Source organism: Methylobacterium sp. BE186 (genome assembly GCF_031457035.1).
Taxonomy (GTDB): domain Bacteria; phylum Pseudomonadota; class Alphaproteobacteria; order Rhizobiales; family Beijerinckiaceae; genus Methylobacterium; species Methylobacterium segetis.
In genome coordinates this window covers 1-27,000 of record NZ_JAVDVV010000029.1, presented here as the reverse complement: position 1 = coordinate 27,000, position 27,000 = coordinate 1, and the positions used below count along the sequence as shown (strand labels likewise).

Annotated in this window: 27 protein-coding genes and 3 pseudogenes; 14 read left to right on the top strand and 16 right to left on the bottom strand. The window is 70.8% G+C overall.

The window, feature by feature from the left end; genetic code table 11:
* Positions 1 to 25: 25 nt before the first annotated feature.
* The 5 genes from J2X36_RS22490 to J2X36_RS22470 form a co-directional block, all read right to left on the bottom strand.
* Positions 26 to 280 (bottom strand): hypothetical protein, encoded by a 255-nt coding sequence (locus tag J2X36_RS22490; protein WP_310353972.1) that lies wholly within the window; start codon positions 278 to 280, stop codon positions 26 to 28.
* A 141-nt stretch (positions 281 to 421) separates the two neighbouring features.
* Complete coding sequence (gene deoA / locus J2X36_RS22485; RefSeq protein ID WP_310353970.1) at positions 422 to 1,714, bottom strand: thymidine phosphorylase; 1,293 nt, start codon at positions 1,712 to 1,714, stop codon at positions 422 to 424.
* Positions 1,711 to 2,475, bottom strand: a complete 765-nt coding sequence (gene deoC / locus J2X36_RS22480) for a deoxyribose-phosphate aldolase (RefSeq protein ID WP_405029841.1) — start codon at positions 2,473 to 2,475, stop codon at positions 1,711 to 1,713. Before deoC ends, deoA begins: the two co-directional genes overlap by 4 nt.
* A 10-nt stretch (positions 2,476 to 2,485) precedes the next feature.
* Positions 2,486 to 3,313, bottom strand: a complete 828-nt coding sequence (locus J2X36_RS22475) for a purine-nucleoside phosphorylase (RefSeq protein WP_310353968.1) — start codon at positions 3,311 to 3,313, stop codon at positions 2,486 to 2,488.
* The gene (locus J2X36_RS22470) at positions 3,300 to 3,710 is read right to left on the bottom strand and encodes a cytidine deaminase (protein ID WP_310353965.1); all 411 of its coding nucleotides are present in this window, start codon (positions 3,708 to 3,710) and stop codon (positions 3,300 to 3,302) included. Before J2X36_RS22470 ends, J2X36_RS22475 begins: the two co-directional genes overlap by 14 nt.
* Positions 3,711 to 3,871: 161 nt before the next feature.
* On the opposite strand from J2X36_RS22470, the gene J2X36_RS22465 reads away from it, so the two are divergent.
* Entirely contained in the window at positions 3,872 to 4,090 is a 219-nt protein-coding gene (locus J2X36_RS22465) for a DUF2093 domain-containing protein (protein ID WP_132255611.1), read from the top strand.
* Here the strand turns inward: J2X36_RS22465 and lpxK are convergent.
* From lpxK to J2X36_RS22450, 3 genes are all read right to left on the bottom strand, one after another.
* Positions 4,087 to 5,073, bottom strand: a complete 987-nt coding sequence (gene lpxK / locus J2X36_RS22460; protein WP_310353963.1) for a tetraacyldisaccharide 4'-kinase — start codon at positions 5,071 to 5,073, stop codon at positions 4,087 to 4,089. The two genes, J2X36_RS22465 and lpxK, sit on opposite strands and share 4 nt — an antisense overlap.
* Positions 5,074 to 5,216: 143 nt before the next feature.
* Positions 5,217 to 6,521 carry a 3-deoxy-D-manno-octulosonic acid transferase gene (locus J2X36_RS22455; RefSeq protein ID WP_310353961.1) on the bottom strand — a complete coding sequence of 435 codons (1,305 nt, stop codon included), beginning with the start codon at positions 6,519 to 6,521 and terminating at the stop codon, positions 5,217 to 5,219.
* Positions 6,518 to 7,258 (bottom strand): lysophospholipid acyltransferase family protein, encoded by a 741-nt coding sequence (locus J2X36_RS22450; RefSeq protein ID WP_310353959.1) that lies wholly within the window; start codon positions 7,256 to 7,258, stop codon positions 6,518 to 6,520. Before J2X36_RS22450 ends, J2X36_RS22455 begins: the two co-directional genes overlap by 4 nt.
* Positions 7,259 to 7,582: 324 nt before the next feature.
* Between J2X36_RS22450 and J2X36_RS22445 the strand changes: the two are divergent.
* Both J2X36_RS22445 and J2X36_RS22440 read left to right on the top strand, forming a co-directional pair.
* Positions 7,583 to 8,071 (top strand): annotated as a pseudogene (locus J2X36_RS22445) (VIT family protein); the annotation flags it as partial.
* 84 nt (positions 8,072 to 8,155) lie between these two features.
* Entirely contained in the window at positions 8,156 to 9,064 is a 909-nt protein-coding gene (locus J2X36_RS22440) for a metallophosphoesterase (protein ID WP_132255597.1), read from the top strand.
* A 61-nt stretch (positions 9,065 to 9,125) separates the two neighbouring features.
* Here J2X36_RS22440 and J2X36_RS22435 read toward each other — a convergent pair whose 3' ends face one another.
* Entirely contained in the window at positions 9,126 to 9,269 is a 144-nt protein-coding gene (locus J2X36_RS22435; protein WP_165937930.1) for a hypothetical protein, read from the bottom strand.
* 425 nt (positions 9,270 to 9,694) lie between these two features.
* Here J2X36_RS22435 and J2X36_RS22430 point away from each other — a divergent pair, with 425 nt between their 5' ends.
* From J2X36_RS22430 to J2X36_RS22395, 8 genes are all read left to right on the top strand, one after another.
* On the top strand, positions 9,695 to 10,612 hold the full coding sequence (locus tag J2X36_RS22430; RefSeq protein WP_132255598.1) for a branched-chain amino acid ABC transporter permease: 918 nt from the start codon (positions 9,695 to 9,697) through the stop codon (positions 10,610 to 10,612).
* Positions 10,613 to 10,617: 5 nt separating this feature from the next.
* On the top strand, positions 10,618 to 12,018 hold the full coding sequence (livM, locus tag J2X36_RS22425) for a high-affinity branched-chain amino acid ABC transporter permease LivM (RefSeq protein WP_310353955.1): 1,401 nt from the start codon (positions 10,618 to 10,620) through the stop codon (positions 12,016 to 12,018).
* Entirely contained in the window at positions 12,018 to 12,893 is an 876-nt protein-coding gene (locus tag J2X36_RS22420; protein ID WP_310353953.1) for an ABC transporter ATP-binding protein, read from the top strand. Before livM ends, J2X36_RS22420 begins: the two co-directional genes overlap by 1 nt.
* Entirely contained in the window at positions 12,890 to 13,699 is an 810-nt protein-coding gene (locus tag J2X36_RS22415) for an ABC transporter ATP-binding protein (protein WP_132255601.1), read from the top strand. Before J2X36_RS22420 ends, J2X36_RS22415 begins: the two co-directional genes overlap by 4 nt.
* The gene (locus tag J2X36_RS22410; protein ID WP_405029840.1) at positions 13,696 to 14,061 is read left to right on the top strand and encodes a DUF6867 family protein; all 366 of its coding nucleotides are present in this window, start codon (positions 13,696 to 13,698) and stop codon (positions 14,059 to 14,061) included. The genes J2X36_RS22415 and J2X36_RS22410 overlap by 4 nt, the downstream gene beginning before the upstream one ends.
* Positions 14,062 to 14,111: 50 nt before the next feature.
* Entirely contained in the window at positions 14,112 to 15,245 is a 1,134-nt protein-coding gene (locus J2X36_RS22405) for a branched-chain amino acid ABC transporter substrate-binding protein (RefSeq protein WP_310353951.1), read from the top strand.
* 90 nt (positions 15,246 to 15,335) lie between these two features.
* Complete coding sequence (locus tag J2X36_RS22400; RefSeq protein WP_310353950.1) at positions 15,336 to 16,064, top strand: sulfite exporter TauE/SafE family protein; 729 nt, start codon at positions 15,336 to 15,338, stop codon at positions 16,062 to 16,064.
* Between the two features lie 137 nt (positions 16,065 to 16,201).
* Positions 16,202 to 16,444 carry a hypothetical protein gene (locus J2X36_RS22395; RefSeq protein ID WP_132255603.1) on the top strand — a complete coding sequence of 81 codons (243 nt, stop codon included), beginning with the start codon at positions 16,202 to 16,204 and terminating at the stop codon, positions 16,442 to 16,444.
* Between the two features lie 100 nt (positions 16,445 to 16,544).
* Here the strand turns inward: J2X36_RS22395 and J2X36_RS22390 are convergent, their stop codons facing one another.
* On the bottom strand, positions 16,545 to 17,807 hold the full coding sequence (locus tag J2X36_RS22390) for a diguanylate cyclase (protein WP_310353947.1): 1,263 nt from the start codon (positions 17,805 to 17,807) through the stop codon (positions 16,545 to 16,547).
* A gap of 194 nt (positions 17,808 to 18,001) precedes the next feature.
* Here J2X36_RS22390 and J2X36_RS22385 point away from each other — a divergent pair.
* Both J2X36_RS22385 and J2X36_RS22380 read left to right on the top strand, forming a co-directional pair.
* A pseudogene (locus tag J2X36_RS22385) lies at positions 18,002 to 18,876 on the top strand (methyl-accepting chemotaxis protein); the annotation flags it as partial.
* An 85-nt stretch (positions 18,877 to 18,961) separates the two neighbouring features.
* A complete protein-coding gene (locus tag J2X36_RS22380) occupies positions 18,962 to 19,141 on the top strand; it encodes a CsbD family protein (protein WP_132255605.1) in 180 nt (59 codons plus the stop codon).
* Between the two features lie 288 nt (positions 19,142 to 19,429).
* On the opposite strand, the gene J2X36_RS22375 is transcribed toward J2X36_RS22380, so the two are convergent.
* Positions 19,430 to 19,975: a PAS domain-containing protein gene (locus J2X36_RS22375; RefSeq protein WP_310353945.1), complete on the bottom strand. Its 546-nt coding sequence runs from the start codon at positions 19,973 to 19,975 to the stop codon at positions 19,430 to 19,432.
* 186 nt (positions 19,976 to 20,161) lie between these two features.
* Positions 20,162 to 20,440, bottom strand: a complete 279-nt coding sequence (locus J2X36_RS22370) for a hypothetical protein (protein ID WP_132255607.1) — start codon at positions 20,438 to 20,440, stop codon at positions 20,162 to 20,164.
* 201 nt (positions 20,441 to 20,641) lie between these two features.
* Between J2X36_RS22370 and J2X36_RS22365 the strand changes: the two genes are divergently transcribed.
* The gene (locus J2X36_RS22365) at positions 20,642 to 20,884 is read left to right on the top strand and encodes a hypothetical protein (protein ID WP_132255608.1); all 243 of its coding nucleotides are present in this window, start codon (positions 20,642 to 20,644) and stop codon (positions 20,882 to 20,884) included.
* Positions 20,885 to 20,978: 94 nt separating this feature from the next.
* Here the strand turns inward: J2X36_RS22365 and J2X36_RS22360 are convergent, their stop codons facing one another.
* The 4 genes and pseudogenes from J2X36_RS22360 to J2X36_RS22340 all read right to left on the bottom strand — a co-directional run bounded on the left by J2X36_RS22360 (position 20,979) and on the right by J2X36_RS22340 (position 25,900).
* Positions 20,979 to 21,230, bottom strand: coding sequence for a hypothetical protein (locus J2X36_RS22360; protein WP_310353943.1), 252 nt, complete (start codon positions 21,228 to 21,230; stop codon positions 20,979 to 20,981).
* Positions 21,231 to 21,384: 154 nt separating this feature from the next.
* Positions 21,385 to 23,289 (bottom strand): selenocysteine-specific translation elongation factor, encoded by a 1,905-nt coding sequence (gene selB, locus J2X36_RS22355; protein WP_310353940.1) that lies wholly within the window; start codon positions 23,287 to 23,289, stop codon positions 21,385 to 21,387.
* Between the two features lie 642 nt (positions 23,290 to 23,931).
* A pseudogene (locus tag J2X36_RS22350) lies at positions 23,932 to 24,098 on the bottom strand (IS630 family transposase); the annotation flags it as partial.
* 1,322 nt (positions 24,099 to 25,420) lie between these two features.
* Positions 25,421 to 25,900 (bottom strand): MucR family transcriptional regulator, encoded by a 480-nt coding sequence (locus tag J2X36_RS22340; protein ID WP_405029839.1) that lies wholly within the window; start codon positions 25,898 to 25,900, stop codon positions 25,421 to 25,423.
* Positions 25,901 to 27,000 lie beyond the last annotated feature (1,100 nt).

Genomic DNA, 27,000 nt, shown 5'->3' with positions numbered 1-27,000 from the left:
GTTCATGTCCCTGAGCTCGCGCTGGTCAGGCCGCGGCCTCGCCGCCGCCCTCGCCCTCGCCGGCGGCCTCGTCCTCGGTGCCCCCCTCGCGCAGGCCGCGCCGCTCGCCCCCGCACCGGCCGTCGCCGGCGAGGCCGACGGCGCGCTGATCCAAGTCCGCGGTGGCCATCACCACGGCTGGGGCCATCACCACCACGGCTGGGGCCATCGCCATCACGGCTGGGGTCACCGCCACCATGGCTGGCGCCACCATCATCACCGCCACCACCGGCACCATCACCGGCATTATCGCTGGTAAGGCCTCGGGCCGGACTGCATGTCCCCTCCCCCTCGCGGGGAGGGGCCGTGCGCCGGCGGACGCCGGTCCGCCCCTCCATTCCCAGCGCACCCTCTGCATCGTCAGGCCGGCTCCATAGGGGTCCTATCCCACCCGCTCCAGCACGGCCGGCCCCGCTGACGGCGCTGCTCCCAGCCTGTAGGCCGCGCGCAGAGCCGCCTCCGCCGCATCCGCCGCCGCCGCGTCGCGGGCGTGCACGATCCCGAGGAGGCCGTCGGCCGTTCCGGGCCGCGCCAGATCGGTGAAGCCGACCGCCGGATCGATCCCGTCCCCGGGCCGGGTCCGGCCTCCCCCGAGGCCGATCACGGCGAGCCCGATCTCGCGGGTCGCCACACCGGCGACGACGCCCCCGGCGCGGACCTCTCGGACGACCGGTGCCCGCGGCAGGTGCCGTTCGGGCCGCTCCAGCAGATCCGCCGGTCCCCCGAGCTTGGCGACCATCCGGGCGAAGATCTCCGCCGCGCGCCCCGAGGCGAGGGCATCCTGCAGCCGCGCCGCGGCCTCGCCCGCGTCGGCGCAGAGGTCACCGAGCACCAGCATCTCGGCGCCGAGCGCCAGCGACACCGCGTGGAAGCGTGGCTCGCGGCGGCGCCCGGTCAGATAGTCGATCGCGTAGGCGACCTCGACCGCGTTGCCGGCCGCGGAGGCCAGCGGCGCGTCCATGTCGGTGATGAGGGCGCGGGTCGGCAGGCCGGCCCCGTTCGCCACCGTGACGATGCTCCCGGCCAGTGCCCGGGCCGCATCGCGCTCCGCCATGAAGGCGCCCGAGCCGACCTTCACGTCCATCACGAGGCCGCCGAGCCCGGCCGCGAGCTTCTTCGAGAGGATCGAGGCGGTGATCAGGTCGAGGGATTCGACCGTGCCGGTGACGTCCCGGATCGCGTAGAGCCTGCCATCCGCGGGGGCGAGATCGCCCGTCTGCCCGATGATGGCGCAGCCGACCGACCGCGTGACCGCCTGGAAGCGCTCCAGCCCCGGCGCCACATCGTAGCCCGGGATGCTCGCGAGCTTGTCGAGGGTGCCGCCGGTATGGCCGAGCCCGCGGCCGGAGATCATCGGCACGTAGCCGCCGCAGGCCGCGACCATTGGAGCGAGAGCGAGGCTGACCGTATCGCCGATGCCGCCGGTCGAGTGCTTGTCGAGGACAGGGCCGGGCAGGTCCCAGGCGAGCACCGCGCCGGAATCGGTCATCGCCCGGGTCAGCGCCACGCGCTCGGGAAGCGTCAGGCCGCGGAAGAACACCGCCATCGCGAAGGACGCGGCCTGTCCCTCTGTGACGGTCTCGTCCGTGATCCCCGCGATGAAGGACGCGATCTCCGCCTCCGTCAGGGCGAGCCCGTCGCGCTTGCGCCGGATGGTCTCCTGCGGAAGCGTCACGAGGCGCGAGCCAGGGCCGCGGTGAGTTCGCCGTAGAGGCTGCTCGCCCCGAGCCGGAAGGTCGCCGGCTCCGCCCAGCCCGGCCCCATGACGCGGTCGGCGAGAACGAGATAGGTGGCGGCATCCGCAACGCTGCGGAGGCCGCCCGAGACCTTGAGGCCGACGCGCCGCCCGCCCGCCCGGGCTCGGATCGCGCCGAGCATCGCCTCGGCCGCCTTCGGCGTCGCCGAGACCGGGATCTTGCCCGTCGAGGTCTTCAGGAAATCGGCGCCGGCCTCGATCGCGAGGTGGGAGGCTTCCGTGATCCGCTCCGGCTCGCCGAGGGCGCCGGTCTCCAGGATCACCTTGAGGCAGGTCTTGTGGCAAACGTCGCGCACCGCCTCGACGAGGCTGCGCGCGGCTTGCGCGTCGCCCCGGAGGACGGCCCGGTAGGGCAGGACGAGGTCAATCTCGTGGGCGCCGTCCGCGATCGCCTCGGCCGCATCCTCGACCGCGCGCTCGACATCCTCGCCGCCGGCCGGGAAGTTGACGACGGTGGCGACCCGGACCGGCGTGGCCTTCAGCGCGCGTGCGGCCTCGCCGACGAATTGCGGCCAGACGCAGACGGCCGCGACGCCGCCGGCGCGGGCGTCGCGGCAGAGCGCCTCGATGTGGCTCGTCGTGCAGATGTCGGCGAGATTCGTGAGATCGAGGAGCGGGAGGGCGCGCCGGGCGATCTCCGCCTCGTCGGGCGTCGGCTCTGTCATGCTGTCGTCCGTCATGGTGTCACCCTCACGGCAGCGGTTCGAGGCGCTCGACGAAGGCCGTGATCAGCCGCGCGAGATCCGCGGCCGCGCCCGCCGCCGCCTGCTTCGTCTCGGCGTGATGCGGGTCGCCGCCCCCGATGCCCGCGGCCCGGTTCGTCACCACCGAGAGGGCGGCGACGCGCAGGCCGAAGAAGCGGGCGAGGATCACCTCCGGCACCGTCGACATGCCGACGAGATCGGCGCCGAGACGGCCGGCCATGCGCACCTCGGCCGGCGTCTCGAAGCTCGGGCCGGAGAACCACGCGTAGACGCCCTCGTGCAAGGTAAGCCCGGACGTCCGCGCGGCCGCGCGCAGCAGGTCCCGCAGGGCGGGGTCGTAGGCCTCCGTCATCGGCACGAAGCGCGCCTCGCTCGCCTCGCCGATCAGGGGGTTGAGCCCGGAGAGGTTGAGGTGGTCGGCGAGCATGACGAGGCTGCCGGGTCCCGCTTCGGGCATCAGCGAGCCGGAGGCGTTGGTGAGGAGGAGCGCGCCGGCCCCGAGCGCCGCGATCGTGCCGATCGCGCCGCGCATGGCGGCCGCATCACCCCGCTCGTAGGCGTGGGCGCGGCCCTCCAGCACCAGCACGGGCCGCCCGCCGAGGCGGCCCCGGTGCAGGGTGCCGCCATGGCCGCTGACGCCGGGCTCGGGGAAGCCGGGGATCGCGGCGTAGGGCAGGCTCTCGCGCTCCGCGAGGCTCTCGGCCACGAGGCCGAGCCCGGTGCCGGTCACGATCGCGCAGGAACAGGGGCCGGCGAACCCCGCCGCGCTCAGCGCCGCGAGGGCGCGGTCCCCGTCGGGCTCAGCGCGCGTCACCGAGGTTCTCCGGGCCGAAGGAGGCGGGCAGGAGTTCGTCGAGGCTGAAGCTGCGGCGCAGGCCCTCCGGCCCGGCGACGTGGACCGGCGTCGCGCCCTCCGCGAACTCGCGGATGCGCTGGCGGCAGGCGCCGCAGGGCGTCACGAGGGTACTTCCCGCGCCGAGCACCAGGATGGCCCGGATCCGTCGCCCGCCGCCCGCGACCATCGCGGCGATCGCCCCGGCCTCCGCGCAGGTCCCGACCGGGTAGGCCGCGTTCTCGACGTTGCAGCCGGCATGGACCGCGCCGGTCTCGTCGCGCAGCGCAGCGCCCACCGCGAAGCCCGAGTAGGGCGCGTGCGCCAGCGCCCGAGCGGCCGACGCCGCCTCGAACAGGTCCTCGATCGCCGGGCTCATGCGAGGAGGCCCCCGTCCCAAGGCTCGTCCCGCTCCATCGTCTCAGCACACATACCGCGATCATTGGCACCGGGCAGCCGGCCCGTCGAGGGGCGAGATCGACAAGGGCCGGCGAGGCTCCTATGAGCGGGACGAGTGATGTCGCGAACCGGGAGAGCGGGATGCTGGGCCGTTACGAGCGCGGGGCGAGCGGCGAGGCGGTGGTAGAATACGGCGACGGCACCATGCGGGTGATCAAGCCGGGCAGCTACGTGCGCTGCGCGGTGACCGGCGAGCCGATCCACCTCGACGCCCTCCGCTACTGGAGCGTCGAGCGGCAGGAAGCCTACTCGACCCCGGACGCCGCCATGCAGCGCCTGAGGGAGGCGGGCGCGCGCTAGGCTCGGCGCGCGCCGACGAGCCCGGCGAGTTGCCGCCGCAGGGGCGCCGGATCGGCAAGACGCAGCGACACCGGCAGCGTGCGCACCCGCGCCCGGACATCCGGCGGCAGGCGGACCGCATCCTTCTCGGTGGTGACGAGGTCGGCCCCGAGCCTCCGCGCGGTCTCCTCCAGGGCCGCGAGATCGGCCGCCTCGTAGGGATGGTGATCGGGGAAGGCGCGTCGCCCCGCGATCTCCGCGCCCGCCGCGCACAGGCTGTCGAAGAATTTCCCGGGGCGACCGATCCCGGCGAAGGCGTAGACGCGCCGGCCGGCGAAGCCATCGCCCGGGGTCGCCAGGGTAGCCCGGTGCACCGGCAGGCCCCGCCGCTCCGCCTCTCGCGCCAGGGGCTCGCCGGCCGCGCCCGCGCCGACGAGCACGAGCCCGCCGACATGGCGCCACTGCCGGTCGAGGGGCGCCCGGAGGGGGCCGGCCGGGAAGGGCAGGCCGTTGCCGATGCCGGCGCCGGCATCGACCACGGCGAGCGCCAGGTCCTTGGCGAGGCTCGGGTTCTGCAGGCCGTCATCCATCACGATGAAATCGGCGCCCGCCGCGAGGCAGGCGCGCGCCCCCGCCGGCCGGTTCCGGGCGACGATGGTCGGGGCGAGGCGGGCGAGGAGGAGCGGCTCGTCGCCCACCTCCGCCGCCCCGTGTCGAGCCGGGTCCACCGCGACCGGGCCGGCGAGGCGCCCGCCGTAGCCTCGGCTGAGGAAGGCGGGACGCAAGCCCATCTCGGTGAGCAGGGCGGCGAGGGCGAGTGCGGTCGGCGTCTTGCCGGCGCCGCCGAGGGTGAAGTTGCCGACGCAGAGGACGGGGCAGGGGGGCCGCTCGCCCGGACGGTCCATGCGCGCGGCGGTAAGCGCCCCGTAGGCGCGCCCGAGGGGAGCGAGGAGCCGCGCCGCCGGGTGGCCGGGATCGGCGGACCAGAAGCCGGGTGGCCGCATCAGGCGAGAGCCGGCCGCGGCCCGGTCGAAGCGCCCGCGCTTCCGGAGAGTCCCCGGTCAGCGCGCAGCGCCGCCTCCGCAGGCGTCCGCGCCGCGTGTCTCATTGCGCTTCCAGCCGACCCGTCCATCACACGGCGAGGGTATCAGGAGGGGTTCAGCGCCGCGAGCTTCATCTGCGCGATGAAGGGGTCGAGCACCGCGAGGGTTCGCTCGACCGCGCCCTCGAAGGGGCGCAGCGCCCGCTGGCCGGAGGCCGCGATCGCGCGGATGCGGTGCTCATCCTCCAGAAGCTCGCCGACCGTGGCCGAGAGTTCCGCCCCGTCCGCGACGGCGACCGCGCCGCCCGCCTCGTCGAGGGCGCGGTAGACCTGCGCGAAATTGTGCGTGTGGGGGCCGTGCACCACCGCGGTGTCGAGGCGCACGGGCTCGATCGGGTTCTGGCCGCCATGCGGAACCAGCGAGCCGCCGAGATAGACGAGCGGGCTGAGGCGGTAGAACAGGCCGAGCTCCCCGACCGTGTCCGCGACGTAGACCTCGACCGAGGGGTGCGGGCGCCCGCCGGCCGCCCGCCGGGCCGTGCGCAGCCCCTCCGCCGCGGCGCAGGCCGCCGCCTCCTCCCCCCGCTGGGGGTGGCGCGGCACGATGATCGTGAGGAGCCGCGGCAGGCGGTCCTTCAGGGCGGCGTGGGTGCGCGCCACCAGGGCGTCCTCGCCCGCATGCGTGCTCGCCGCGACCCAGACCGGCCGCTCGCCGATCATGTCGCTGAGATAGGCGATCTGCTGCCGGTCGGCCGGCGGCACGGCCGCGTCGTATTTGAGGTTCCCGGCAACGCTGACCCGCGGTGCGCCGAGGCGGGCGAAGCGCTCCGCATCCTCCTTGGTCTGCGCGAGGCAGATGGCGATGCGGGCCAGGAGCGCCTGCGCCGTGCGCGGCGAGCGCTCCCATCCCTTGAACGAGCGCTCCGACATCCGGCCGTTGACGAGGAGCAGCGGGATCGCGCGGGCGTGCAGCGCCAGGATGGTGTTCGGCCAGATCTCGGATTCGGCCACGAGGGCGAGGTCGGGCTGCCAATGGTCGAGGAAGCGCTCGATCCATCGGGGTGCGTCGAGGGGCATGTACTGGTGCACGGCGCCCGGCGGCAGGCGGCTGCCGATGAGTTCCGCCGCGGTCTTGGTGCCCGTCGTGACGAGGACCGAGAAGCCACGCCGGATCATCCCGTCGACGAGCCCGACGAGGGAGAGCGCCTCGCCGATGCTGGCCCCGTGCATCCAGACGAGGGATCCGACCGGGCGCGCCCGGCCGGGCAGGCCCCGCCGCTCCGGAAGCCGGCCCGGATCTTCCTTGCCGCGGCGCGCCCTGACGGCGAGGAGGCCCGCCAGGGCCGGCTCGCCGAGGTAGAGCCCGGCCCGGTAGGCCCGCAGGGCGAGGGTGAGGGGGGGCGCCCTCACGCCGGCAACCCCCAGGAGGGAAGGCCGACCCGGTCCGGCCGTCCGACGAGGCCGTAGGCATGGTCGTGAACGCGGTTCATCTCCGCCTCGACCCGCCGCCGCAAGCCCTCGAAGGTCTCGGCATCGGCCTCGCGGGGAACCGGGATCGGCTCGCCTAACACCATCGCGCCCCGCCCGAAGGGCAGCCCGAGGCAGGCGCGGTCCCAGGAATTGAAGCGCAGATGCCGGCTGGTCACCACGGCGACGGGCACGATCGGCCGGCCCGAGAAGCGGGCGAGCGTGATGATGCCCGCGTCGCAGCGGCGGGAGACCTTCGGGACGTCGGCGCTGAAGGCGACGGATTCGCCGTTCTTCAGCGCCCGCAGCATGGCGCGCAGACCCTCGGCACCGCCCTTGGCCCGCGCGTCGCGCACGACGCGACCGCGCGCGCCCGAGGCCCGCATCACGCGGATGCCGAGTCGCTCCAGGGCGATCGTGTTGATGTTGCCGTCCGGGTTGCGGGAGATGATCGTCGCGACGCGATCCTGCGGCCGGCGCAGGTAGGGGACCATGATGTGCTGGCCGTGCCACATGCCGGCGATGAAGGGCGTGAGCCGGTCGATCCACGCGTCGGTGTCCTCGGCGGGAACCACGGTGAAGCGGTTCGTGGCCCGCACGAGCCGCAGGTAATCGGCGGCGAGGTGGCCCAACGCGCCCTGGACGGCCGGCAACCGGCTGATGCGTTTGACGAGGCTCATGTCCTGCTTCTGAAAGCCCGGCATACGCCCGATGGCGCTGCCGGGATCCTGACCTGAACGTCGGACCGGCTCCACCGGGTCGGGGGCGCCGGGCTTGAGGACAGGCTGTCCGGGTAGGCGGCTGTCTAGCTCCGATCCCCTCCGAGCGGCAACCGGAACGCCACCCGTCGGCCTTCACAGAGCCGTGGGTTCTAGGCGTGCGAGGGGGCGAAAAAGCGGCGTCCGACTTGTTTGGATTGATTCCAAACTATAGATTGGAATCAATCCAAAAAGGACTAGACGATGCCGATCGCCGTGCAGAGCCCTGCCGCACCCGATGCCGCCGACGAGCGCCACCGCAGCTTCGTCCTGCAATATGTCCAGCCGGCGCTGGCAGGTCTGATCGACGGCTCCGCCTCGACGCTGGCGCCGATCTTCGCGGCCGCCTTCGCCACGCACAGCAACGGCGCCACCTTCCTCGTCGGCCTCGCGGCCTCGGTCGGTGCCGGAATCAGCATGGGCTTCACCGAGGCTCTGTCGGATGATGGGCAGGTGACGGGGCGCGGCTCGCCCACGATCCGCGGTGCGGTCTGCGGTGCCGCGACGGCGCTCGGTGGGCTCGGCCACACGCTGCCCTATGCGATCCCCGATTCCTGGCCGAACGCCTTCCTCCTCGCGACGGGGCTCGCCCTGGCGGTGGTGGTACTGGAACTTCTGGTGATCTCCGCGATCCGGACCCGCTACATGGCGACGCCCTTCTGGCGGGCTTCCCTGCAGGTCGTCATCGGCGGGGCGCTCGTGCTGCTGGCGGGTGTCGTGATCGGGAGTGCCTGACATCGGCGGCCCGCCGCGCTTGACGCGGCTGGCCCGAGCCGCGATGCGGAGCCCGCGCGATGCGCGCGGTGATCGTCCGGCCCCATGTTCCGTCTCGCCCATCTCACCGACCCGCATGTCGGCCCGCTGGCGCGGCCGCGGCTGCGGCAGCTCTTCAGCAAGCGGGCCACGGGCTACGCCAACTGGCGGCGCGGGCGCTCGCGCAGCCACGACATGGAGGTCCTAGCGGCCCTCGTCGCGGATATGAGGACGCAGGCGCCCGACCATGTCGCCTGCACGGGCGATCTCTGCAACATCGGCCTGCCGAGCGAGTGGGAGACGGCCCGCGTCTTCCTCGAGGCGCTCGGCGCGCCCGAGCGCGTCAGCTTCGTGCCCGGCAATCATGATGCCTATGTCCGCGGCTCCCTCGACGGGCTGCTCGGGACCTGCGGACCCTGGACGGCGGACGATGCGGGGCGGAGCGGATGCTTCCCCTATCTGCGGCGGCGCGGTCCGCTCGCCCTCGTCGGCCTCTCCTCGGCGATCCCGACGAAGCCCTTCGTCGCGAGCGGGCGGCTCGGAGAGGCGCAAGTCGCGGCCGCGGAAGCGTTGCTCGTCGCCCTCGGCAGCGAGCCCGAGCGGCCCTGCCGCGTGGTGATGATCCACCACCCGCCGCATCCGGGTGGCGCCGCGCCGGGCCGAGACCTCAAGGACGCGGCGGCCTTCACGGCGATGATCGGCCGGGCCGGCGCGGAGCTGATCCTGCACGGCCACAACCATATCGGCAGCGTCGCGCGGGTTCCGGGACCGGGTGGTCTGAGCGTGCCGGTCGTCGGCGGCCCCTCGGCCTCGGCGCGGGTTGGCACGCACGCGGACCTCCCGGCCCGCCGCGCTGCCTATTACCTCTACGCCGTCACGCGCGAGGGCGGGCGCCACCGCATCACCGCGACGAGCCGCGGCCTGAACGGCAGCGGACAGGTCGAGGATCTGGGGCCGATCAATCTCGCAGGGTAGCCGAGGATGTCCCCGCCCCGTGCGGGGAGGGGATATTGCTGTGGGTGCCAGGTCCGGGCTTTCACGCCTCCGGAGGCAGCAGGGCGTCGCGGCGCTGACGGGCGATCGTGGCCTCGTAGCGCTCGGCTTGGAGGCGCGTCAGCCCGGCGATGAGGGCGGTGGGCCCGCGGTAAACGGTGTAGGTGCCGTCCTGGGTCGGTTTCACACGAATCATCTCGGACATGGGAGCCACCCTGCCTTGGAGGTTGATCGTCGAACGCGGTTACGATGCGCCTGACGTTAACCGGCCGTTCATCCGGCGCAAGACCTCCGCAGTACGTTCTACGTAAGTATTTCCGCTGCACTGCGAAATGGAGGTGTCGCCCGGAGCCCGCCACGCTTCGGCGCCTCGACTGAATTAACAAGAGAAAAGCGGAGCCGCCCGCCGCGTGCTGCGGCGCAGGACGGGCGGCAATCACCACGCGCATTTTGCCGACCGATCCGCTATGGTCCGGCCCAGGCGGCCGGGAACGGGGCCGGGAAAGGGATCCGCGGTGCGCCGGCGACGGCGACCGGTACGGGACTTGCCCTGGCTCCCGCGCTCGGGGAGGCTGCCGCCTTCAGGCCCGGAACGACGCGAGACAGCGCCGAATGGATGTGTTTGTACAGCAGCTGATCAACGGGCTCACGCTCGGGGCGATCTACGGTCTGATCGCGATCGGCTACACGATGGTCTTCGGCATCATCGGGATGGTGAACTTCGCCCACGGCGACGTCTTCATGGTCTCGACCTTCATCGCGCTGATCGGCTTCCTCATCCTCACCACCTGGCTCGGGATCGCCTCGGTGCCGCTCGCGCTGATCGTCGTGCTTCTGGTCACGATGCCGCTCACCGCCCTCTGGGGTTGGGCGATCGAGCGCGTCGCCTACCGGCCCCTGCGCGGCTCCTTCCGGCTCGCCCCTCTGATCTCCGCGATCGGGGTCTCGATCTTCCTGTCGAATTTCGTGCAGGTGGCGCAGGGCGCGCGCAACAAGCCGACGCCCCCGATGCTGAACGGCGGCTTCACCCTGTTCGAGCGCGACGGCTACGCCGTGACCCTCTCCTACAAGCAGTGCCTGATCATGGCCGTGACCGTGATCCTGCTGGCCGGCTTCTGGTATCTCGTCCAGCGCACCGCCTTCGGCCGTGCGCAGCGCGCCTGCGAGCAGGACCGGCGCATGGCCGCTCTGCTCGGCATCGACGTCGACCGGACCATCTCGCTGACCTTCGTCCTCGGCGCGGCGCTCGCGGCCGTCGCGGGCGTCCTCTACCTGCTCTATTACGGCGTCGTCTCCTTCTCGGACGGGTTCGTGCCCGGGGTGAAGGCGTTCACCGCGGCCGTCCTCGGCGGCATCGGCTCCCTGCCTGGCGCCGTTCTCGGCGGCCTCATCATCGGCCTCATCGAGACCTTCTGGTCCGCCTATTTCTCGATCGAGTACAAGGACGTCGCCGCCTTCTCGATCCTCGCCATCGTCCTGATCTTCATGCCCTCGGGCATCCTCGGCCGGGCCGAGGTCGAGAAGGTCTGAGCGGCATGGCCGGCACGAGGCGGGACGGTACGGTGCGGGGCTCCGATCTCGCGGAGGTCCTGCGGGACGCGGGGCTCTACGCCCTCGTCACGCTCGGGCTCTGCATCCCGATCGTGAGCTATCGGACCGACCTCAGCCAGACGAGCGCCCTCGACCTCACCCCGCGCTGGGGTCTCGTCGCGGGCCTCTGCGCGGCGATCTTCTGCGTCCGCGTCGCCCAGCGCCTGATCCTGATGCGGCGGGACGCGCGGCGCGCACTCACGCCCTCGCCGCGGCAGGCGACCGAGGCCGTCGACGCGACGCCGAATGCCGGCCAGCGGATCCCCTCCCTCGCGCTGCCCCTCTTCCTCGGTGCGGCCGTGGCCCTGCCCCTCGTCGCCGCGCTCGCGAGCGGCGGGCTCGGGCCCGCGCGCTACTGGATCGACCTCGGCATCCTGATCCTCACCTACGTAATGCTCGGCTGGGGGCTCAACATCGTGGTCGGGCTCGCGGGCCTGCTCGACCTCGGCTACGTCGCCTTCTACGCGGTCGGCGCCTATACCTACGCGCTCCTCGCCACCACCTTCGGCCTGTCCTTCTGGCTCTGCCTGCCGCTCGCCGGGCTCGCCGCCGGGCTCTGGGGCATGCTGCTGGGCTTTCCCGTCCTGCGCCTGCGCGGCGACTACCTCGCCATCGTGACGCTGGCCTTCGGCGAGATCATCCGCCTCGTCCTGATCAACTGGGTCGACCTCACCGGCGGCTCGGCCGGCATCTCCTCGATTCCGCGGGCGACCTTTTTCGGGATCCCCTTCACGGCCGGGCCGAACGGCTTCGCGGCGACGTTCGGGCTGAGCTTCGACGCGATGCACCGCAACGTCTTCCTCTACTACCTGATCCTGGCGCTGGCGCTCGTCACCAACGGGGTGACGCTGCGCCTGCGGCGCCTGCCGATCGGCCGGGCCTGGGAGGCCCTGCGCGAGGACGAGATCGCCTGCCGCTCGCTCGGCATCAACACGACGACGACGAAGCTCACCGCCTTCGCGCTGGGGGCCATGTTCGGCGGCTTCGCGGGCTCGTTCTTCGCCGTGCGCCAGGGCTTCATCAGCCCCGAGAGCTTCAACTTCTTGGAGAGCGCGATCATCCTGGCGATCGTGGTGCTCGGCGGCATGGGCAGCCAGATCGGCGTCGCGATCGCCGCCGTCGCGATGGTGGGCGGGCCGGAGCTCCTGCGCAACCTCGGCTTCCTGAAGGCGGTGTTCGGCGAGGGCTTCGATCCGAACGAGTACCGCCTCCTCCTGTTCGGCCTCGCCATGGTCGCCATGATGGTGTGGCGCCCGCGCGGACTGATCTCGGTGCGGATGCCCTCCGTCGCCCTGAAGGAGCGCCGCGCCGTCTCGGGCGCCCTCGTGCGCGAGGGCCACGGCTGATGACGGGCCTGACCGGGCCGCGCGAGGCCGTTCTCAGCGTCGAGCACCTCTCGATGCGCTTCGGCGGCCTGCTCGCCGTCGACGACCTCTCCTTCGAGGTCTTCCGCGGCGACATCACCGCGCTGATCGGCCCGAACGGGGCCGGCAAGACCACGGTCTTCAACTGCATCACCGGCTTCTACAAGCCGACCGAGGGGCGCCTGACGCTGGCGCATGCGGACGGCGCCCGCCATCTCCTGGAGCGGCTGCCGAACCACGCCGTGAACCGGCGCGCGCGGGTCGCCCGCACCTTCCAGAACATCCGCCTGTTCTCGGGCATGACCGTGCTGGAGAACCTGCTCGTGGCGCAGCACGCGCCGCTCATGCGCGCCTCAGGTTTCACCGTCCTCGGCCTCCTCGGTCTCGGCGGCTACCGGGCGGCGGAGCGCGCCGCGATCGAGCGGGCCCGCCTCTGGCTCGAGCGGATCGGGCTCATCGCCCGTGCCGACGACCCCGCCGGAGACCTGCCCTACGGGGCGCAGCGACGCCTCGAGATCGCGCGGGCGATGTGCACGGAGCCGGTCCTGCTCTGCCTCGACGAGCCGGCCGCCGGCCTCAACCCGCGGGAATCGGCCGAGCTGACCGAGCTCCTGCGCCGCATCCGCGACGACGGCACCTCCGTCCTCCTCATCGAGCACGACATGTCGGTGGTCATGGAGATCTCCGACCACGTCGTGGTGCTCGATTACGGCGTGAAGATCGCCGACGGCACCCCCGGCGCCGTACGCGCCGACCCGCGGGTGGTGGCCGCCTATCTCGGCGTCGAGGACGAGGAGGTGGAGGCGGTCGAGGCGGAGGTCGGGCTCGTCCTTCCGAACGCGGAGGCCGGGGCATGAGCGTCGCCGGCATCAACGTCCTCGTCGAGGAGACCCGCGCCCGGCAGGCGGCTGCGGCCCCCCTCCTCGCGGTCGAGGGCGTCTCGGCCTATTACGGCAGCGTCGCCGCCCTGCGCGACGTCGACATCGCGGTCGGCGAGGGCGAGATCGTCACGCTGATCGGCGCCAACGGCGCCGGCAAGTCGACCCTGATGATGACCATTTTCGGCGCGCCCCAGGCCCGCACCGGCCGCATCCGCTTCGCCGGGCAGGACATCACCCGGTTGCCGACGCACGCCATCGCGCGGCTCGGCATCGCCCAGTCGCCGGAGGGGCGGCGCGTCTTCCCCCGCATGAGCGTGCAGGAAAACCTGCAGATGGGCGCGAGCCTCCACGGCGGGCGCCATTTCGCCGAGGATCTGGAGCGGGTCTGCACCCTGTTCCCGCGCCTGAAGGAGCGCCTGCAGCAGCGCGCCGGCACCATGTCGGGCGGCGAGCAGCAGATGCTCGCCATCGCCCGCGCCCTGATGAGCCGGCCGCGCCTCCTCCTCCTCGACGAGCCCTCGCTCGGGCTTGCACCCCTCGTCGTGAAGCAGATCTTCGGGGCGATCCGCGACCTCAACCGGGAGGCGGGGATGACGATCTTCCTCGTGGAGCAGAACGCCTACCACGCCCTCAAGCTCGCCCATCGGGGCTACGTCCTCGTCAACGGTCGCGTCACCCTGAGCGGCAGCGGCCGCGCCCTCCTCGACGACCCGGCCGTCAAGGCGGCCTACCTGGAGGGCGGCATCGTCGAGGCGTCGACGATCGCGGAGGCGAAGGCGTGAGCGTGCCGGCCGGCCTCTTCGAGGGCTCGCCCCTCCTGTTCCTTCTCGTCACCGTGGTGATGGGCGGCTGGGCCGCCTGGATGACGGCGCGCGGCATCGCCCGGACCTGGCGCCCGTTCTGGCAGAGCGTGCCGGCGCTGCTGGCGGTCGCAGGCGCCGTGCGCTTCATCCACTTCGCTCTGTTCGAGGGCACGCTCGCCTCCGGCCCCCGCTATCTCGCCGACGCCGCGGTCGTGCTGATGATCGGGGCCGTCGCCTTCCGGGTCACCCGAACCCGGCAGATGACCACCCAGTACCGCTGGCTCTACGAGCGCACCTCGCCGCTCACATGGCGGGAGCGCCCGCGTGCGGAGATGCCGTAGGATACCGGTTCTCGCCCTCCGGGGCTCCGACGACAGGAAGGGGACGTGAGATGAGGACGATGGTGCTGGCGGGCCTCGCGCTCGGCTTTCTGGTCTCGGGGGCGCCTCTCTCGGGAGCGGCGGCCCAGATCAAGATCGGCGTCGCGAGCCCGATCACGGGCGGCTCCGCCGCCTTCGGGGCGCAGATCCGCAACGGCGCCGTGCAGGCGGTCGAGGACATCAACCGGGCCGGCGGCATCAAGGGCAAGAAGTTCGAGCTCTCGAGCGGCGACGACGCCTCCGACCCCAAGCAGGGCGTCTCGGTCGCCAACAAGCTCGCCTCCGAGGGCGTCACCATGGTGGTGGGCGACTTCAATTCCGGCGTCTCGATCCCGGCCTCCGACGTCTACCAAGATGCCGGCATCATCCAGATCACCCCGGCCTCGACGGCGGTGAAGTTCACCGAGCGCGGAAACTGGAACACCTTCCGCACCTGCGGCCGCGACGACCAGCAGGGCGCGGTGGCGGGCGAGTACCTCGCCAAGCACTTCGCGGCCAAGAAGGTCGCCTTCGTCCACGACAAGACCCCCTACGGCAAGGGCCTCGCCGACGAGACCCGCAAGGTCTTCCGCGCCAAGGGCGGCAAGGACGCCGTCTACGAGGGCATCAATCCCGGCGAGAAGGACTTCACTGCCCTCGTCTCGAAATTGAAGCAGGCGGGCATCGACATCGTCTATTTCGGCGGCATCCACACGGAGGCCGGGCTCCTGATCCGCCAGATGCGCGACCAGGGCCTGCGGGCGACGCTGATGGGCGGCGACGGTATCACCGACAAGGAGTTCGTGCAGATCGCCGGCCCCGGAGCCGAGGGCACGCTGATGACCTTCTCCCCCGATGCCCGCAAGAACCCGGACGCCAAGGACGTGGTGGCGGCCTTCAAGGCGAAGGGGATCGATCCGGAAGCCTACACGCTCTATTCCTACGCGGCGGTCCAGATCCTGGCCAAGGCGATCGAGGCGACGGGCTCGACGGATGGCAAGACGCTCGCCGACTATCTCCACCAGGGCAAGCCGACCCAGACCGTGATCGGCGAGATCGCCTACGACAAGAAGGGCGACATCACCCGGCCGGACTACGTGATGTACGTCTGGAAGAAGAACGCCGCCGGTGCCATCGACTACAGCGGCAACGAGGTGACGCAGTAGGGGCGAGGGGTGAGCAGGACCTCCGGGCGAGACGTCGGCGGTCGGGCTCCGGAATGCCCGTGAGAGGCCGATAGCGGGCGGAAAGTCCGGATGGGGGTTCTCTTCGTTCTCGCCGTCGGTCTCGTCGCGGGCGTCGTCAGCGGCATCGTCGGCACCGGCTCCTCGATCATGCTCGTGCCGGTGCTCGCTGCCGTCTACGGGCCGAAGGCGGCCGTGCCGATCATGGCCGTGGCCGCCGTGATGGCGAACGTCTCGCGGGTGCTCGCGTGGTGGCAGGCCGTGGACCGGCGGGCCTTCGCGGCCTACGCGGTGCCGGGCGCGCTCGCCGCCGTGGCGGGCGCGCGGACGCTGCTCGTCCTGCCCGCGCGCGCCGTCGACCTCGCCATCGGCGCCTTCCTGCTCGCGATGATTCCGGCCCGGCACTGGCTCGCCCGGCATCTCGTGCGCCTGAACCTCGCGCATCTCGCGCTCGGCGGGGCCGTGATCGGCTTTCTGACCGGCATCGTGGTCTCGACGGGGCCGATCTCGGTGCCGCTCTTCGTGGCCTACGGGCTGTCGAAGGGCGCCTTCATCGGCACCGAGGCCGCAGGCTCCTTCGCCGTCTACGCGAGCAAGACGCTGACCTTCCAGGGGGCGGGCGCGCTGCCGACGGAGGAACTGGCGAAGGGGCTCGTGGTCGGTGCCTCGCTGATGGCAGGCGCGTTCCTCGCCAAGCCCTTCGTGCTGAGCCTGTCGCCCGAGCGATTCCGGCTCCTGATGGACGGGCTGATGCTCCTTGCCGGTCTCAGCATGATCTGGAGTGGTCTTCTCTCCGGCTGACGATACTGGAGGATGTACGATTCATCCCGGTTTCGTGCGCGGCCAAGGGTCCCGGCGCCTGGGGCATTGCCTTCCGGCCGCGCTTCGGCAAACTCGTGCGGCGAGAGGGGGCTTCGGCCCCAGACAGCGTGACGGCCGTGCCCCAGAATCAGCTTTCCGAATTTCAGGTCACCGTGTCGGGCTTGGCCCGGGCGGCGGCGCGCGACGAGCGGCTCGCCACCGATTACGCGCGGCTCGCGGCCTATATGGCGCAGGATGGCCGCCCCTCGGCCGTGGAACTCTTCGAGGGGTTGAGCCGCCACCACGCCATTCGCGCCCTGGAAGAGCGCGGCCAGCTGGAGGCCACCGTCTTCGCACAACACGACGACGCGGCTAGCTAGCGGATTCTGCCCGGTCCTCTGGCGCAGGAAACCTGCCCTGGCCGACTGATTCGGCGCGGGGCCGCCGCGCGAGCCGCACCCTGCGTCGCTTGAGGCTGCACTACGCCGCACGCCCCGCGACGCTGACGAGGCGCGTTGCCGCCACCGCGCTCCGCGACGAGGCCCGGGTGCCGGGCAGCGGCAGGGCCCGGGCGGTCTCGACCCGATCGCGGCCGCCCTCCTTCGCGCGGTAGAGGGCCTCGTCGGCGGCCTTCAGAAGCGCACCCGGCTCGAGCCCGTCCGCAATTCGCGCGGCCGTCGCGCCGACGCTCACCGTGACGAAGCCGTGCGTCCCGAGCCCGGGATGCGGGATCGACAGGCCGGCGACGGCGCGGCGCATGCGCTCCCCGATCTCGCGGGCCTCGGCCTCCCCGACGCCGGGCAGAAGGGAGACGAACTCCTCGCCGCCGTAGCGGGCGATCAGGCCGCCCCGCGCCGCGACCGGCCCGCGCAGGGCCTCCGCCACACGGACCAGGCAGGCATCGCCGGCCGCATGGCCGGCGGTGTCGTTGAGGAGCTTGAAGCGGTCGATGTCGACGAGGAGGAGGCAGAGCCAGCCGTTCTCCGGCCCGTCGTCGCGCCAGGCGCTCTCCAGGCGCTCCGTGAACAGGCGCCGGTTCGCCACGCCGGTCAGCGGGTCGGTCTCGGAGAGGATCGTGAGCCGGGCATTCGCCTCGGCCAGGGCTCCGGACTGCGCCCTCTCGCGCAGGCCGAGGAGGAAGCTGCGCTTGGTCTCCCATTCCCGCGAATAGGCGAGCTTGAGCGGCACCAGGATCAGGCTCGCCACGAGGAGGGGGACGCCGCTGCCGCCCGTCCCGCCCAGGCCCAGGCTGAGGATGGAGGTCACGTAGAGCGCGAAGCTGGCGCCGCAGAAGGCGAGGCTGTGCCGGAAGGACAGCGGCGCGATCATCCCCACGACCAGGGGCACGATGGCGGCGAGGATGAGGTAGGTGTGCGCGTGCTCGGCCGGCGCGATCCGGGCGCTGTTCAGCACCACCGCCATGTCGGCGAGCCCCGTCACAAGCACCGTCCCGGCCTGCAGGCGCGCGGAGGGGCGCCCGCGCAGCAGGGCGATCGAGCCGAGGGCCAGCGGCACGAAGACGCCGAGGGTGAGGCCGGCGGGCACGGCCATGGCGTCCGCGCCGAAGGCGTCGAGATCGACCTTCAGGGATAGAAGGTTGAACGCGATGAAGATCAGCATCCAAGACTGGAGGTACCACCCGGCCGGCGCCTCGACCTCGGCGTGGTAGCGTCCCTCCAGCCCCTCCGGGAGGCGGAGTTCGTACCAGCGCCGGTTCAGGCCGGCCTCAATCAGCGCATGCATGCGACGGATGGCTCGACCTTCTGCTGCGCCGGCATTCTACGCTTCCGTTCCCTCACCAGCGGTAAAGAACGGCAAGAACACACAACCTGCGGGAGCGGGCCGCCGGAACCGAGTCCAATCATCGAGCCCCGCTCGTCATGTTCAGGTGTGAGCGCGGCCGTCCGCGCGGGAAGGATCCTCTCCACGCGTATCGTCGCCGCATCGCCGATGAGGCGGCCGCCGTCGAGCGACGCCGATCCATGCTGAAAATGGCCGACTGGTTCGAGAGCGCCGTCGGGGCATCGTCGGCCTCGTCTCCTCCTCCGCCACCGAGCTGCAGGCCGCGGCGCAGACCATGACGGCGACCGAGACGTCGTCCCAGTCGACGACCGTAGCCGCCGCGGCGGAGCACGCCTCCGCCAACGTCCATACGGTTGCGGCCGCCGCCGAGGAGCTCGGCACCTCCGTCGCCGCGATCGGCCGGCAGGTGTTGGGCTCGGCCGACATCGCCAAGCTCGCCGTGGTCGAATCCGACCAGACGGCGAGCCTCGTCAACGATCTCAGCCAGGCCTCCGCGCGGATCGACAACGTGGTCGGCCTGATCTCCGCGATCGCGGGCCAGACGAACCTGCTGGCGCTGAACGCGACGTTCGAGGCGGCCCGCGCCGGCGAGGCGGGGCGGGGCTTCGCGGTCGTGGCGAGCGAGGTGAAGGAGCTCGCGTCCCAGACCGCCGGGGCGAGCGACGAGATCGTGGGGCAGATCGCACAGATATAGTCGGCGGCCGGGCAGGCGGTCTCGGCCATCGGCGGGATTACGGGCCGGATCCTGGAAATCAACGCGGTTGCCGCGACGATCGCGGCGGCGGTCGAGGAGCAGGGGGCGGCGACGCACGAGATCGTGCGCAACGTCGGGCAGGCCTCTACGGGGACGAGCGAGATCACCTCGAAGATCGCGGGCGTGGCGGGGGCGGCCGAGGAGTCGGGCGCAGCCGCCGCCCAGGTTCTCGCCTCGGCCTCCGATCTGTCCCGCCTCTCCGAGCAGCTCGGCACGGAGGTCGGGCGCTTCCTCCAGAACGTCCGGGCGGCCTGAGGCGCGACCGGAACCGTCGAGCCGTCCCCTTCGTTCGCTTGCCACGGGCGCCGTGCGCGCCGCAGCTCAACCTCTGGAGGATTCCATGGCTGTCGATCAGGATCGCGTCGAAGGCTCTGCAACCAATCTCGGCGGCAAGGTCAAGGAAGGGGCCGGCCGCCTGACGGGCGACGAGAAGCTCAAGAACGAGGGCATCGCCGATCAGGTGAAGGGCAAGGTCCAGAACATCGTCGGCAGCGTGAAGGACACCCTCAAGGGCAAGTAAGCCCAGCCATTCGGCCCCTCGCGCACGGCGCGCGAGGGGCTCCTCAATACCCGAGCGACACCAGCGCGAAGGCCGTCACGAAGACCCCGCTCACGCAGGCGTAGAGGAGAGGGTCAGAAGGGCGGCAGCGGTCTCGGGTCTCGAAACACGGCGCATGGCGTCCGTGCTCGGTGTGCAGCTGGCGGAGACCGCTCCTACCGCCGGCACCACGCGCCCGGGCGAACATCGAAGCCCTCTCAGGGAGGGGGCGATCCGGACATGGTCAACGAATCCTGAAGCCGCCCGGGCTCAGTGCAGCTCGATGCTCGCGACGCCGCACTCCTGCGCGAGCTGGCGGCCGACCTCGAAGGCGGCGAGTTCGAGCGCCCTGCGCGTCGACCCGCTGCTCGCCTGCAGGGTATGCGCCTGGGCGGCGAGGATGTGCTCCGCTGCCGTCTCCTGGAACGAGGTCGGAACGCGGCGGATCCCCGGCGGGAGCGGAGCGAGCCGGCCGACGAGACCGTCGGCCGATGCGGTGGGCCTCCGCTCGACGATCTCGCTCACCGATCCGAGGAATCCCAGGAAGGTGTGGGCATGCGGCTCGTGGCGCGGCATTGCGGCCGCGGCGACGCAGACGGGACGGCCTGCCGTGTCGATCAGGCGATAGCGGACACTGAATTCCCGCTGCTCGGCGATGGCGCGCGACACCACCGCGCGCACGGTCTCCCGATCCTCGAGATGGACCGCCTGCACCCAACCGTAATTGGCGGCCGCCTCGGCATCCTGGCCGGTGATCTCGGCCCAGCCCGGGCTCAGATAGGCAAGCGTGCCGGCGTGGTTGGTGGTGAAGATCATCGTTCGAGGTCGGCTGCGAGAATTTCCAACCTTTGCGTGCATCTGCACACATCTGCAACGAAAAATATGCGGCAGCCGGGGGGAGGCCGTGAGGGGCGGCACAGATGCCCTGTTGGTCGGGAACCGCACGGGCCGGAGCGGGGCGCCCGAGGGGGAGTGCCCGCGCTCCGGCCCGGCTGGCCGAGGTCAATGGGCGCCGTGACTGCTGCCCTTGCCCGCGGCGCCGGGCGTGGAGCCCGATCCGGCATCGTTCGCGCCCGTGCTGTTGGCCGTGCCCGAACGGCTCTTGTCGCCGGTGGAGGGTCCGCTTCCCGCGGCGCCCGGCGAGGAGCCCGCGCCCGCATCTTGCGGGCCCGTGCTGTTCATCGTGCCGGACCGGCTGGTGCCGGATGAGCCGCCCTCGGCGGCGATGGCGGCCGAGCCGAGCGCGAGGGTTGCGGCGATGGCGAGCGTCAAGATCTTCATCGGGGCGTCTCCCTGGGGTTGGCGCTGAACACGCTGACGGCAACGCGAGGCGGGATGCGGCGTTCCGGCACAGGATCGGCCGGGCACCGGACGAGGCGCCGGGCCGCCTTCCGGCGCGCCTGCCCGGAGCCAGAGAGCCTGCCGGAACACCGGCCGGCGCCCCCGGTTGATCGTGACCTGTGACAAAGCAAGGAGGCCACCATGAAGGCCATGATCACGCTCGGCGCCGCGCTCGCGCTCTCCGTCCTCGCCGGCGGCCCGGCCGCGCAGGCCAAGGGCTGCATCAAGGGTGCCGTCGTCGGCGGGGCGGCCGGCAGCATGGCCGGCCACGGGAAGATGGGCGCGGCCGCGGGCTGCGCCGTGGGGCATCACCGCGCCAACAAGAAGGACCAGCAGCAGGGCGGGTCTCAGGGCCAGCAGCAGGGGCAGGGTCAGGCGCAGTGACCGATCGGGCTCGGCAGCGCCGTGAAACGGCCCGGTTGATCGGCGCGGCCGAGCAGAGCCGGCATCGGCCCCTCCGGGCCGCCGGCCCTGAGCTTCATAGCTGAAGCGCGATGCGCTCGCGGGAGAGGAGAACGGCATCGGGCCGATGGTCCGTCTCGTCCTCCGCGTAGGCGAGCGCAGCTTGCCGATCGCGGAACAGGCCGCCGGAACGCCCGTGAATCTCGACGGCGATCCAATGTCCCTCGGGATCCTGGGCGACGAGGAAGCGCGTCACGCCGCCGGCATCGGCCTCGGTGGCGGCGACTTCGAGAGCGGGTCGGACGGCGATTGCGGCAGGGGTCGGCATCGGGTGCAGGGGCTCCGCGCGATCCTCCGGGAACCGCGAGCCCAAGCTGGGCCGGGTCGCATGAGGAATCGAGCGGGACGACCGGGCGATCTCATGAGGGACTTGTGAGGGGATCCGGCCGCCCGACCACCGGCGGAGCCGGGGCGCGGCGCGTTCAGCGCGCCTCCTCCTGAGCCGGGACGAGAACCCGACGGTCGCCCAGCCGCCGCGTGAAGCGGATCGCGTCGAGGTGCTCGAGGAGCGGGATCGAGAATTTCCGGGAGATGCCCAGCGCCGCGCCGGCCTCCTTGGCCAGGAAGCCGGCCTCGTCCCGCGCGAAGCGCTCGGCGAGCACCGCCTTGCCGCGCGCGATCGCGTCCCGGTGGAACAGGATCGAGCGCTTCTGGACCCGGTCGATCGTCCGGACCAGGGCTCCGGAGGAGAGGAGATACGTCAGGGCTTGCCCGCGGCGGAGATCGCGGCCGACCGCCTCGGCCTCGTCCGGCGGGGTTAGGCCGCCCTTCCGGAACAGGGCTTCGAGGGCGCGCACCTGCTCCGTCTCGTTGCGGGCCGGGTCGAATGCGGCACGCCGGTAGAGCGCGCCGGCCTGGGCGACGTCGCGCGTCGCGACGAGGTCCTTCAAGGCCGCCGTAACCGTGCCTTCGTCCTGCCGGACGGCGTGGGCGAGCCGGTCGAGAGGGAGGCCGGGATCGATCGGGTGTGCGCGGTGATGCGAATCGAGCGCCGCGAGGAGCCCCACGCGCAGGGCCTCGAAGGCGTCCCCGCCGATGAAGCGGTCCCCGATCTCGCGGGCGCCGAGATCGGCGAGGGCGCGCCGGACCCGGTCCGGCGCGACGGCCACGATTCGCGCGAGGTCGATCAAGGGGGTGCCTGCGGCGGCATTCCGGGCGAGGCGCGCCGCCAGGATCTCCCGCGGCCGCCCCTCCGCGATCCCGGCCAGTTCCGACAGGGTGCGGGGATCGTGCCGCTTGCGGCGGCGCGAGCAGGGATCGAGGACGCGCCCGCCCGCGATCGTGGCCGCGGGCGAGTCGAGCCGCAGGATGAAAGGCTCGCGCGCCGGCACGGCGATATCGGCATCCGCGTGAAGCTGTGCCAGCGCCGTGTCGCCGGGCTCCAGCACGTCCCGGTCGAGGAGCCGCAACCGCGCCGCCACCTCGCTCGTGCCGAAGAGGAGGCGGCAGGTCGTCCCGCCAACGAGCGGCTTGGCCCCGGCGACCGCGCTCAGCGCCACGTCGATCCAACGCCCGGCCGGCACCATGCCCGGCGCGGACAGAGCCAGTCCGCGGGACATCTCGGCCAGTTCGACGCCGCGGAGCGCCACGGCCGTGCGCCGCCCCGGCTCGGCGCTGCGCACCGTCTCACCGTGAATCTGCAGGCTGCGCACCGTCGCTGCCCGCCCGCCCGGCACGATCTCGACCCGGTCGCCGACACTCAGCCGCCCCCGCCGAAGGGTGCCGGTGACGACGACGCCGAAGCCGGGGCGCGGAAAGACGCGGTCGATCGGCAGGTAGGGAAGTCCGTCGTCGGCCGCCTGGGGGGCGGCCGCGAGGAGTTCGGCGAGCGCGGCCGACAGCTCGCCGATCCCCGAGCCCGTCAGGGTCGAGGTCGGCACGACGCGGGCATCCTCGATGCCCGCCCGCGCCGCGACCGCGCCGACCTCCTCCGCACAGGCCGCGAGCATGTCCACGCCGACGAGGTCGCACTTCGTCAGGGCCACGACGCCGCGACGGACGCCGATCAGCCGGGCGATGTCGAGATGCTCGACGGTCTGCGGCTTGATGCCCTCCCGCGCGTCGACCACCAGGAGCACGGCGCGCATGCCCGTCGCGCCGGAGATCATGGCGCGGACGAAACGTTCGTGGCCCGGAAGATCGACGAGATCGATCGTGCCGACCGTCCCATTGGCCACGCGCAGCACGGCGAAGCCCGGCACGATCGACACGCCGCGCGCCTTCTCCTCGGCGAGCCGATCCGTATCCGTTCCGGTGAGCGCGCGGACGAGGGAGGTCTTGCCGTGATCGACATGGCCGATCACGCCGATGAGGAGAGTTTCGGTCACAGCGCCGCCGTCGCGATCAACCTCGAAGCTCCGCCTTCGTAACCGCAGAGCCCGCGCCCGCGAAGCGGCGTCCGCCTCTCACCGTGCCGCAATCGGGGCCGCCGTGGCAGCCAGCGAGGGCGCATGGGCATCCAAAGCGAGGCACGCGCTCAGGCGGCGGGTCTCGGCGACGAGCGGCGGAGGGATATCGGAAGCGTGGGCCGACCCAGCGGCATCGAGCCAACTGGCGCTCCCAAGGGGACTCCATAAAGTCATCCATTTCAAAGGGTTGCCGGAACGTGGGAGCCTCGGCCGTTCCAGTGCTTTCCGTTTCTGAGATCCCACTTCTGACACCTCTCCGCCGCCTGCAATTGCACCGGCGGCCAGTCCGACCGGAAGCCTGGAAAAGGTTGGTCCGCCTCGGAATGGGAGAGCATCGGCCACGAAGGAACGAAACCAGCGCCGGAGCGGATCATTCCCGAGCCGGAGCGATCCTTCGTGGTCGGATCGGCTCCGGCTCTGGCAGATCCCTCGGCGGAGGGAGACCCTCCTCCAATAACTAGGAGGCCGGCAGATTGAGCGGCTTGGAGTTCGCGTCCATCTGCGTCTTCCAACTGACGGACCAATGGATCCCGGTTCTCTCGAGATCGCGCGCGGCTCGGCGCGCGCCAGGTTGGTGGCTGCGGCCGTCTCGTCGAGGGACACCAGCCGGTCCGGGTCGAGCTCGGGCTGGGCCTCGAACCAAGCCTCGCGGGCAGCCCTTACGTCGGCGCGCTCCTGCTCGGCTGCGTGCGTCGCCCCCTTTCCCAGGTGATCCCGTGCCGCTGGAAAGGGCTTGGCGTACGAGTTGCGCCGCTGCGCACGGCTGTACGTGAGTGAGCGGCCCTACTGCGAGGCGGCAGGGGCGGAAGCGGAGTTGCGGCGCGCTACCGGACGGGTCGGGGTGCCTGGTACGCGTGCGTCCGGGTCACGCATGGGGACGAAGCGCGCCACGAGGCTCGTGAGATCGACTACGTGGAGGAGCGCTGCGGGAGCAAGGATGCGGGGGTTGAGCGAACTCGGTCTCTGCGCGCGGAGCACGCACTCCATTTTGCTCCTTCGAGACGGAGGCGTCAGCGAACTGGAGTGGAGCCCGCGAAAGCTGCGGGCAGAGGGGAGATGACGACTGAGAACAGCCGTTGGCCCCAATCTATGACCTGTCTCGTTGCAAAACGCCCCTTTGTCCCTCTACGGGCAAGCGCTGAACGGGACGCAATGGTCAGCTGTCGAGGTCTCTGCTTGGGCAGGAGGGGAGACCATCGCAGCATGTGAAGTCGGTGGGCTTGTCAGAATGACCGACCAGAACGCGGCGGTGGCCAGCACAAGTGCGCCGATGATCATGGCAATGTTTCGCACGGCCTCACCTCCATGTTTTTCTCAGAGGGAAAGTCTCCTGAGCACCCGGCTCTCATGCTGAAGTGTGCAATTGGCGGCGTTGTTAGGCCTCCTGCTCCCGATTTTGTCTTCAGCGTCACCGCTCAAAGGCGGATCTCGGACGCTCGCACAGGGCATAGCCTCTATGTGCCTGCCCGCATTCAGCCCGGAACAGGCCAGCAACTCGCACGATGACATCTGCGGCACCCAGCCCACCCTGAGGACGCTCGCATCTGCACTGCTATTTATTCATCAAAAGCGGCACGCAGTCCCAAACAAATAATAGTACAAATCAAATAATATATGTACGGTATTTACAATAAGACAAGCAAACTGAAATGACAGGCATGAGAGTGGAAATTATGCCTTTCCATGGATTGCATATCTCCGCGCTGCGCCGCCGGCATGCAGGCTGTCATAGGCAAAAATGCTTAGGAGCGAGCGTTGAGCTTACCACCCTTCTGCAAGGGCCGGTCGGCCGATCTGGCTCGCCCACATGACGCGAGCCGTGCTCGCGACCGCCCATTGGGGTCATGACACGAGCAACGACGAGAACGGCAATCTCTATGCGCTGTGCCAGCGATGCCCCATGATTCACGACCGGTCGGAGCATCGACTGCGGCGGTGGGGCACGCTGTTCCACAGGAAAACGTCCGGCGACATGTTCCGTAGGCCACATCCTTGGGCTCATGCCGGGATTTGCATCCAGACCACGATCATGGCTGCTAATCTCGGAGCCTCAGGCGTTTTTGCGCCCACGGCCTTCTGTGGCTTGGCCAGCCTCAGCGGATGCATCGGCCAATGAGCCGGGCCGTCCCAGACCGATCGCTTTCGCAAGCTCCGAGCGCTGGGCGGCGTAAGCCGCGGCCACCATCGGGTAGTCGTTGGGCAGGCCGTAGCGCTGGCGGTAGCTGTAGGGGTCGAGCCCGTGGGTCGAAAGATGGCGCTTGAGCGTCTTGTAGGGCTTGCCGTCGATGAACGAGATCAGCGCGTCCGGCGTGATCGACTTGCGGACCTGAGCCGGCGTCGGCTTCTCGACCTCCTCTGCTACAGCGGAAACGGCGGCACCGCTGGTGAGGCTATTAAGCGTAGAATGAACGCTGACGATGAGTGCAGGCATGTCGCTGACGGCAACGTGATTGCGCGCAATGTAAGCTGAAACGATCTCGGCCGTCATCTCCACTAGATCGCTACGAAAAATTCCACCCTCGTCCTGCACGTTTGTCTCCGGTCTACATGAAGGGCGCACACATGATTGCAGGTGGTTCATATGTCAACTGTTCGGCAGGTGACGGTTCTCGGTCCTTGTACAGATCGCCAAGGTCTCGGGGCGAGTGCAGGCTTTCTGGCGACTGAGGGGCCGTCGCACGCTGATGACGGGTGGCTCCTGTGAGACGCTGGTCAACCGCTACAGCGAGCATGTGGCAGCGAACTCCAAGCGAATGATGGCTGCCTAGCCACCGCCCCATCTCCATCGCAAGCGGCGGCACCAAGATCCTGAAGCTGCGGCGCGCTCATGTGGGAGAGACGGATGGTTGCCTGGTCAACAAAAATGACAACACGGCATCTGAAACAATTTTCATCTCGCATAATTAACAAGGATTAAGAGCAATCGCTTGCTGCCAGGCAACTGGCGGCGTTTGGCGAGGGTGCCGATTGTAAAACGAGAGTGCGATGCGAGAAGTCAGCGATTGTCCCCCCATCGACGGGCCAACTTCTGATCCGGTGCTGTACGGCGTGGCTTGCGGCTTAGAGCGCATCTTCCCGCCCGTCGAGCATCCCCGCGCCGTCCAAGACAATGCATCAGTTTCTGTGAGGCCGGAGGCGATGCGCGAAGGCTCTCGGGATCATATATCGGCCGCCGGGACTGGGCGCAGTCCGCGCGATCGTGCGAAGGCTGGTTAGCTCAGGTGTCTATCGTGCAGGGTATAGGCTGCGTCGGCCAGGACACGCTGACGAAGCTCAAGCAACTCTGCTCTCCGCGGAAACGTCCCGTGACCCAGGCTCGGACCACTTCTGTGCTCTCCAGAACAGCCGCAGGCGTTCCAAGGGCACAGGGTCCAAAGCCCGCCTCAACAGACCAGTGACCCCCAAGGCCAACCTCATTTTTCAGAACGCCACCGCAACAAAAGCGCGGTCTCCAAGCAACGATTGCGCTTGTGCAAAGACCCATTTTACCTCCGACAAGAGTCTACCATCATCGAGACATTCGATGTTTTCGACAGCTAGGAGCCTGTCCGAGTAACGGGGTCTGAGGCCGGGGTTAGAGGGTGCGAGACCCGAGCAGAGGCTCCGGCTTAGCGGGCTCAGCGGCCGGCC